The sequence below is a fragment of the Arthrobacter sp. SPT-J7 genome (genome assembly GCF_059089965.1).
In genome coordinates this window covers 1-8,364 of record NZ_JBNHFF010000148.1, presented here as the reverse complement: position 1 = coordinate 8,364, position 8,364 = coordinate 1, and the positions used below count along the sequence as shown (strand labels likewise).

The 8,364-nt window shown below is 65.2% G+C and carries 9 protein-coding genes; 3 read left to right on the top strand and 6 right to left on the bottom strand.

Annotated features, from left to right (window positions below):
- Positions 1–90: 90 nt before the first annotated feature.
- Together AC5RWX_RS27395 and AC5RWX_RS27390 are read left to right on the top strand one after the other, a co-directional pair.
- Complete coding sequence (locus AC5RWX_RS27395; protein WP_494099415.1) at positions 91–2,037, top strand: dynamin family protein; 1,947 nt, start codon at positions 91–93, stop codon at positions 2,035–2,037.
- Positions 2,034–3,527: a dynamin family protein gene (locus tag AC5RWX_RS27390; protein ID WP_494099412.1), complete on the top strand. Its 1,494-nt coding sequence runs from the start codon at positions 2,034–2,036 to the stop codon at positions 3,525–3,527. Before AC5RWX_RS27395 ends, AC5RWX_RS27390 begins: the two co-directional genes overlap by 4 nt.
- Positions 3,528–3,557: 30 nt before the next feature.
- Here the strand turns inward: AC5RWX_RS27390 and AC5RWX_RS27385 are convergent, their stop codons facing one another.
- Both AC5RWX_RS27385 and AC5RWX_RS27380 read right to left on the bottom strand, forming a co-directional pair.
- Complete coding sequence (locus tag AC5RWX_RS27385) at positions 3,558–4,061, bottom strand: hypothetical protein (RefSeq protein WP_494099411.1); 504 nt, start codon at positions 4,059–4,061, stop codon at positions 3,558–3,560.
- Positions 4,062–4,172: 111 nt separating this feature from the next.
- On the bottom strand, positions 4,173–4,571 hold the full coding sequence (locus AC5RWX_RS27380) for a PLD nuclease N-terminal domain-containing protein (protein ID WP_494099410.1): 399 nt from the start codon (positions 4,569–4,571) through the stop codon (positions 4,173–4,175).
- 62 nt (positions 4,572–4,633) lie between these two features.
- Here AC5RWX_RS27380 and AC5RWX_RS27375 point away from each other — a divergent pair, with 62 nt between their 5' ends.
- Complete coding sequence (locus tag AC5RWX_RS27375) at positions 4,634–4,945, top strand: DUF4229 domain-containing protein (protein ID WP_494099409.1); 312 nt, start codon at positions 4,634–4,636, stop codon at positions 4,943–4,945.
- Positions 4,946–4,988: 43 nt separating this feature from the next.
- Here AC5RWX_RS27375 and AC5RWX_RS27370 read toward each other — a convergent pair whose 3' ends face one another.
- The 4 genes from AC5RWX_RS27370 to AC5RWX_RS27355 all read right to left on the bottom strand — a co-directional run.
- Positions 4,989–5,870, bottom strand: a complete 882-nt coding sequence (locus AC5RWX_RS27370) for a 1,4-dihydroxy-2-naphthoate polyprenyltransferase (protein WP_494099408.1) — start codon at positions 5,868–5,870, stop codon at positions 4,989–4,991.
- Between the two features lie 67 nt (positions 5,871–5,937).
- Entirely contained in the window at positions 5,938–7,107 is a 1,170-nt protein-coding gene (locus AC5RWX_RS27365) for an AMP-binding protein (RefSeq protein WP_494099414.1), read from the bottom strand.
- A gap of 88 nt (positions 7,108–7,195) precedes the next feature.
- The gene (locus AC5RWX_RS27360) at positions 7,196–8,164 is read right to left on the bottom strand and encodes a 1,4-dihydroxy-2-naphthoyl-CoA synthase (RefSeq protein ID WP_494099407.1); all 969 of its coding nucleotides are present in this window, start codon (positions 8,162–8,164) and stop codon (positions 7,196–7,198) included.
- Between the two features lie 22 nt (positions 8,165–8,186).
- Positions 8,187–8,364, bottom strand: a 178-nt coding sequence (locus AC5RWX_RS27355; protein WP_494099413.1) for a VOC family protein, incomplete at its 5' end; no start/stop codon positions are given.

The following is an 8,364-nucleotide window of genomic DNA, read 5'->3' as shown; positions in this document are numbered from 1 at the left end:
ATCGCACATTCCCTCTAAGACCTGAGTAAAGGACATGCTGTGGCAGAAGCAGGACCGGCAAGACCATCCACACCGGCAACGTCGGGTCAAATGATCAAGCTGGTGGAGCATGGCCTCCAACTGGTGGGCACGGGGGACCGGGCAGATCTTCGCAAGCGCCTGGAGCAAACGCTCACCAGGCTGAAGGATCCCAGCATCCGGGTCATCGTCGTCGGGGAATTCAAGCAAGGCAAAAGTAAGCTCATCAACGCGCTGGTGAACGCCCCGGCCTGCCCTGTGGATGACGACATCGCTACCTCTGTCCCCACCGTGGTCCGCTACGGCGACACGCCCTCAGCAGCCATCCTTGTCCCCAAGGGCGACGCGGACGCCGGCGACGAAGCCGCCATCGAGCGCCAGCCCGTCCCCATAGCCGACCTGCCGAACTATGTTTCCGAACGGGGCAACCCCGGCAACAGCAAAAAGCTTGTGGCCGGCGAGGTATACCTCCCCCGAAAGATCCTGACCGGCGGGCTCACCATCATAGATTCTCCCGGCGTGGGGGGATTGAACTCGTCCCACACACTGACCACACTCACCGCCTTGCCCACCGCCGATGCCATGCTGTTGGTTTCCGATGCCTCCCAGGAATACACGGAACCGGAGCTGCGCTTCCTTCGCCAGGCCATGAGGATCACTCCCAGCGTGGTGGGCGTCCTGTCCAAGACGGACCTCTACCCGGACTGGCGGCGGGTTGAGGAAATTGACCGGGGGCATCTCGCGCAGGTAGCACAGGACATTCCGCTGTTTCCCGTCTCCTCCGACCTGCGGCTGGAAGCAGCACGGACGCGGGACGGCGAGCTGAACGCGGAGTCCGGCTTCCCCGGTTTGGTCACACAGATCCGCAACGAAATTGTGGGCAAAGCGGAACGCCTGCAACGGCGTTCGGTCCGGCAGGACCTGCTTTCTGTGTGTGAGAACCTTCGGCTGTCGCTGCAGTCGGAACTTGAAGCACTCGAGAACCCTGAACGGACACCGCAGATGATCGCCGGCCTGGAGGCGGCCCGTGCCGAAGCTGACGACCTCCGTAAACGCTCCGCGCGGTGGCAGATCACGCTCAACGACGGCATCAGCGATCTCATCGCAGATATGGAGTACGACCTCCGGGACCGCCTGCGGCGGATCCAGCGCGAAGCCGAAACTGCAATCGACCAAGGTGATCCCGGGCCCGCCTGGCCCGAATTCTCGAAGTGGCTCGAGGAGTGTGCCGCGGCCGCCATCTCGGACACATTCGTGTGGACCAACGAGCGGGCCCAGTGGCTGGCCGCCCAGGTGGCCGAGCACTTCGCAGCGGAGGAAGTGACCTTGCCTGTCCTTCATGTTTCGGACACAGGAGACGCGCTGGACCCCGTGGACGACATGCCTACCCTCGACGACGGGCACATCAACTCCGCCCAGAAGGTGTTGATCGGCATGCGCGGTTCCTATGGCGGCGTGCTGATGTTTGGCCTGCTGACAGGCATCTTCGGAATGGCTCTCATCAACCCCCTTTCCGTGGGCGCCGGCCTGCTGCTCGGCCGCAAGGCCTACAAGGAGGACAAGGAGGCGCGGCTCAAGCGCCGGCAAAGCGAAGCCAAGGCTCTGGTCCGGCGGCAGTTGGATGATGTCACCTTCCAGGTGGGCAAGCAGCTGAAGGACCGGTTGCGGCTGGTGCAGCGCTCCACGCGGGACCACTTCACGGAGATTGCGGACGAGCATCACCGCTCGCTGTCGGATTCCGTGGCCGCAGCCCAGAAAGCCGCAACCACTTATTCGCTGAAGAAGGATGTACGGGTCCGCGAAATTAAGGCCGAGCTCCAAAAGGTTGATGCCCTGTCCCGCGCGGCGGAAAAAGTATCCGCTGAGGAAGCCCTGCGTGAAGCGAAGCACCGCCAACCCGCAGCCAACAGCTCAGGCCCCGAGAACGGTGCCCCGAATCATGGGGACCCTCGCAGTTCCGGATTCACGCCCGGTGCAGCCCAAATCACCGCGCCGTCGGCTGTGGCGGCGGTGGGATGACAGCGTCGACTATTACGGGGGCGGCAGATCTGGTCCAGGAGGCCCTGGAGGTCTACCGGGACGACCCTGCAGCTGTGGCGGCGCTGCAGGGTTATGCCAAGAGGCTGGCCGAACCCCTTCGGATTGCTGTTGCCGGGATGGTGAAGGCCGGCAAGTCCACCTTGCTGAACGCCATTCTTGGTGAGGAGATAGCGCCCACGGACACAGGGGAGTGCACCCGCATCGTGACCTGGTACCGGTACGGCCACACGCCCCGGATCACGCTCTTCCCGGTGGAGGGTGAACCCCGCATCCTGCCGGTCAAGCGTGTGGAGGGCCGGCTGGTCTTCGCGCTGGGCAATGTCCAGGCCCACGAGGTGGAACGGCTCGACGTGGAGTGGCCCTCCCCGGGACTGCGGGACATGACCCTGATTGACACCCCGGGCATAGCTTCTCTTTCCGAGGACGTATCCGCCCGTTCCACGAACTTCCTGACCCCGGAAGACACACCGTCTGAAGCCGATGCAATCATTTACCTGATGCGGCACCTGCACGCTTCGGATCTGCGGTTCCTCGGGTCGTTCAAGGACACCGAGGCCGGGAGGTCAGGTACGGTTAACGCCCTGGCAGTGCTGTCCCGGGCAGATGAAGTGGGTGCAGGGCGGATTGATTCCCTGCTCTCCGCCGGTGCCATCGCCGAAAGGTACCGGAACGACCCCAGCCTGCGGAAACTGGCTTTGGGCGTAGTCCCGGTGGCGGGGTTGCTGGCACAAAGCGCCCGCAGCATGCGCCAGTCCGATTTCGAGGCGTTGCAGATCCTTGCCGGCATGGACCGGGCAGACCGGGAAAAGATGCTGCTCTCAGCAGACAGGTTCCTCCGTGCTGCGGGAGGCCCCGAAGGGCTGACGACCGAGACCAGGGCGTCGCTGCTGGAGCGGTTTGGCCTGTTCGGCATCCGCCTGGCCGTAGTTCTCATCCGGACCGGCTTCACTGAACCGACACCACTGGCACACGAACTTGCCCGGCGAAGCGGGCTGGATCCGTTGCTGGACATGCTGGGGCGCCAGTTCCAAGCACGTGCAGAGGCGCTAAAGGCCAGGACAGCCTTGGTGGGGGTCGAAACCCTGCTCCGGACATCGCCGCGGGAAGGGGCGGGGAATCTGGCCCGCGCGCTGGAACGGCTGCAGGTCAACGCCCACGAGTTCCGCGAACTGCGCCTGCTGGCAATCCTTCGGACCACGGGCGTGCCCCTGAACCCGGAACTCACCAACGAAGCCGAAGGACTTATCGGTGGCTGGGGCGCCGACCTCCACGTTCGGCTGGGATTGGAGGCCGATTCCGGCCCGGAACAATTTGCCGCCGAGGCCCGGCGCTACCTGGACCGCTGGCGGGCAGTCGCGGAAAACCCGCTGACTGACCGCGCCGCCCTTGAAGCCTGCAGGGTGGTTATCCGCAGCTGCGAAGGTGTGGTGGCGCAATGCTCCCTGCAGCTGGCCCATCAACCCGCCTGACGGGCTGATGGGCCAACAGCTCTCGGGGTTTTACTCCTTGCCTGACTTCAGCCAGGCGTTGGCTGACGGCATAAAAAACAGCACCAGTCCAACAAGAGCCAGCAGGAGCTGGAGACCCCAGAGCAGCACCACATAGCTGCCCGCCTCGCCTTCGGGCACGAGGAACGCAGCGGCTACCACCAGGACGATGACGTGCCCCGCCAGCAGCGTGAGCAGCGCCCAGCGGGCCCAGCCCTGCCTGCCCATGACGACGCCGAACATCGCGGCCTCCAGCAGCATCACCAGGAGGACAGCACCCAGGCTGCCCCAGAAGACGATGCCCGTGGCCGTGGTGACGGCTTCGGCGTCGCCGCCCGGGGCCATCTGCTCCACCACTGTACGGAGCCGTTCAAGATGCGAATCCCGGGTTAGGAAGGACCCCGCCAGGACGGCAAGTCCGGCCACAAAGCTGAGAAGCCAAAGGCTGCGCGCGTTCCGGACGCTGCGCGGTGCCTTCGGGATGACTGCGATGGGGGCCGGAGCGGAATAGGACAACCCTGGCCTTGGCGGCGGCGCTGGCGGGCCTGAGGATGAAGATGGGGCTGCGGCCCCCTGGGACGCGGTCCGCAGCCGATCTTCTCCCTCGGGTTCCTGAGCCATACGCCCCTACTTCAGTCCGTCGGTATCGTGTTCGTCGGTCTCATGCTTGCCCTTGCCGCTGCCCTTGCCGTCGTCCTTCGCCTTGGCATCCAGTTCATCGTTGAGCTTCTTGAGGCGCTCTGTTTCTGCCTGTTTCCGGCGGAGGGCTTCGAGGTTGCGGAGGAAATCCGGATCGTCGTCAGGCGCGGTGGGGTGCCGCTGGCTCTGCTGTTGGGGGGAAGAGCTGCGGGGCCGGCCGATCAGGAGCCAGAGAATGGCGCCGACCACTGGCAGGACGATCATGACCACGATCCACGCCGGTTTGGAAATTCCTCGGGCGAGGCGTCCATCGGTGCGGATCACATCCACGAGGCCATACACAAAGATGACGAGGACTGCGACGGCCAAAGCCACACGGAGGAGCATGCCATTAAGTCTATCGTCAGGAGGCGCAAGGGCCTCGGGCGGGAGGCGGCTAAACTTGAATAGTGGCCTTTTTGAAATATTCCCTCATCCGCCTGGCTCTCTTCGCGCCCCTGTTTGTGGTTTTTATGTTCCTGCAGCTGGGCGTGCTGATGTCCGTGATCTGCGCAGCGCTGATCGCTTTTGCCGTGAGCTACCTGTTCTTCCAGAAGCAGCGGGACGAGGCCGCCGCGGCCATCCACCAGCGTTTCTCGGGCAAGGCCCAACCGATCCGTTCAGCCAATGAAGTCCAGGACGCCCACGCGGAGGACGCCCTCCTGGACGCCAACCCGGACATCGCCATCAGCAATGACGCCAAAGACCCCAAGCGCCCCTAGCGCAACAGCTCCAGCACCGGGCCCTTGGGGATCAGCGGGCAGACTAGAAGCCGTGGCTAAGAACCAGGCCCAGTGAAAACAGCAGGCTGTAGCCGAGGTTGATCAGGCCGGTCTGCTTCAGGACCGGGATCAGGCTCTTGCGCTTCCGGCCGTTGATCATCAGCCACGCGGGCATGAGGCAGGCCGGAATCAGCAGCAGGACGATCAGCATCCAGGGCCGGCCAGGGGCCAGGATCACCACCAGCATGATGGCCACCGCGAGCATCAGCACGTAGCTCTCCCGGGCGTGCTTGTCGCCCAGGCGCACCGCAAGGGTCTTCTTGCCGGCCTGCATGTCGGTGGGGATGTCCCGGACGTTGTTGGCCATGAGCAGCGCTGTCGCGATCAGCCCGGTGCCGATCGCTCCGATAACGGCCGGCAGGTTGATCTGCCCGGCCTGTGTGTAGGTGGTGCCCAGCGTTGCCACCAGCCCGAAGAACACAAACACGAAAACGTCGCCCAGGCCCATGTAGCCGTACGGGTTCTTGCCGCCCGTGTAGCCCCAGGCCGCCATCACGCAGCCGAGCCCTACCAGAATCAGCCACCAGCTCTGGGTGATCACCACCAGGATCAGCCCGAAAACCATGGCGGCAGCAAATGCACCAAAGGCGGCGCGCTTCACGTGTTCGGGGCTTGCAGCACCTGAGCCCACCAGGCGGAGCGGGCCCACGCGGTCGTCGTCCGTGCCGCGGATGCCGTCCGAATAGTCGTTGGCGAAGTTCACGCCCACCTGGAGCAGGAGGGCCACCAGCGCCGCGAGGATGGCGTTGAAGAGCAGGAACGAATCCATTTCATAGGCGGCGGCGGAGCCGATCAGTACCGGCGCGATCGCGGCCGGCAGTGTTCGGAGTCGGGCGCCTTGGATCCATTGTGCGGCTGTGGCCACGGTCAGTACCTCGCGTTGTTTTGGGAAGGCGGCAGGATGGGGGCCCGCCGGGTGGTGCAGGTCTACTTTACTTTCCCTGATGCAGGGCGTTGAGTTCGGCGGCCATGGCCAGGCGGTCGGGCTTGCCGTTGGGCAGCATCAGCAGGGACGATGCAGCAAGAACCGTTTTCGGCGCAAGGATGCCCAGCGTCCGGTGCCACTCCTTTTCAAGGACGACCGCGTGGTCCCTGCCTGGCGCGGAGGCCGCAGGCTCTGCGGTCCCAACAGGCGGGGTGGCCAATGCCACGTAAGCTGCTACGGCCTGGCCCCATTCCGCGGACGGGACACCGGCCACGAAAGCCGCGGCGACGGCGTCGGACTTTTCCAGCTCCTCCTGCACATGCGCGGCGGAGACCTTGATCCCGCCGGTGATTATCACGTCGTCGGCGCGGCCCAGGACCGTGAGCTGGCCGTCGTCGTCAATGCTGCCGAGATCGCTGGTGCGGTACCAGCGCACCCCGTCCTCCTCGAAGAAGGTGCTGCCGGCTTCGTCCGGCGCTTCCAGGTAGCCCGCGGCGATGGTATCGCCGCCCAGCAGGATGCGGCCGTCCTCCTCCACGCGTACTGACACCCCTTCGATCGGGAAGCCGTCGTAGACGCAGCCGCCGCAGGACTCGGCTGAACCGTAGGTGGTGATGACGCGGACGCCGGCATCCGTGGCAGCCGCCAACAGTGAGGCCGGGGCGGGCGCGCCGCCCAGCAGGACGGCGTTGAAGCGGCGGAGGGCCGCGAGGGTCTCCGGGGACGGCGCGTCAAGCAGCCGCTGCAGCTGGGTGGGGACCAGTGAGGTGAACCGGATCTTATCGGTCAGTTCCTGCGCGGCGGCCGTGAAGGCTTCGGGTGTGAATCCGCCGGACATGTCCATCACCCAAGGGCGGGTGCCCGCGAACAGCGAACGCACCAGGACCTGGATTCCCGCCACGTACTGGACGGGCAGCGCCAGGAGCCACTGGCCCTCGCCCTTGAGGGCCAGGGCGGTTGCCATCGAGGAAGCGGCCAGGGATTCCACCGTTAGTACCGTGGCCTTTGGGGTGCCGGTGGAACCGGAGGTGCGCACTACGGCAACGGCGTCGTCGCAGCCGGGCGTTTCCAGGTGGCCCACTACCAGGGCACCGTCTTCGCCCACGGAAAGTTCGACGGCGGGACCCTCGCCGTGGAGGGCGGCCGCCAGCGCCTTCAGCGCCGGGTCGATGTCCAGGATGCCGCTTCCGGAATCGGCCGCTTCGGCAGATGCGTTGGTCAGGGTCTCGTTATCGCGGGGTTCGGTGTTCATTAGGCGTCCTGCCTTAGAAGTAGTGCGGGAAGCCGGACCAGTCCGGTTCGCGTTTTTCCAGGAACGCTTCCTTGCCCTCCACCGCTTCGTCCGTCATGTACGCAAGCCGGGTGGCTTCGCCCGCGAATACCTGCTGGCCCGCCAGGCCGTCGTCGGCGAGGTTGAAGGCAAACTTGAGCATCCGGATGGCCTGGGGCGACTGCCGGGCAATATCGGCGGCATATTCCAGGGCAACCTCTTCGAGGCGTTCGTGGTCCACGGCCTCGTTGACCGCGCCCATCCGAACCATGTCCTCAGCGGAATATTCTCGGGCGAGGAAAAAGATCTCCCGGGCGGACTTCTGCCCGATCTGGCGTGCCAGCAGGGCCGAGCCGTACCCTGCATCGAAGCTTCCGACGGTTGCGTCCGTCTGCTTGAACTTGCCGAACTGGCGGGAGGCGATGGTGAGGTCGGAAACCACGTGCAGGGAGTGCCCGCCGCCGGCCGCCCACCCGTTAACGACGGCGATGACCACCTTGGGCATGGTGCGCATCAGCCGCTGGACTTCCAGGATGTGGAGCCGCCCGGCACGCGCGGGATCGATGCTCTCCTGGGTCTCGCCGTTCGCTGTGTCTTGTACTACGTACCGATAGCCGTCCCGGCCCCTGATCCGCTGGTCCCCGCCCGAACAGAAGGAGTGGCCGCCATCCTTGGGCGAGGGGCCGTTTCCGGTGAGCAGCACGGTGGCAACGTCCGGGGACATCCGCGCGTGGTCCATCGCCCGGTACAGTTCATCCACTGTGCCGGGCCGAAACGCATTGCGGACCTCGGGGCGGTTGAAAGCGATCCGCACCGTGGGCAGGTCGCGCACCCATCCGCCGTCGGAATCCCGCTCCACCTGCCGGTGGTAGGTCATGTCCAGGAAGTCGTCAAAGCCGGACACAACACGCCAGCGGGTGGGATCGAAGACGTCGGACACCGAGGCGGGGATTTGGTTGCTCACCGTCCAAGTCTAGTAATCGGGGTCAGCTGATGCAGAACTCGTTGCCCTCGGGGTCTGCCATGGTGTGCCACGAATGTGGCCCCTGGCTGGCGCTCCAAAGGAAAGTGGCGCCGCGGTCCTCGAGTTCCCGGCGCACCTCGTCCTTGTCCCGCCCTTCCAGGTCAACGTCCCAGTGCACGCGGTTCTTGACGGTCTTGCCT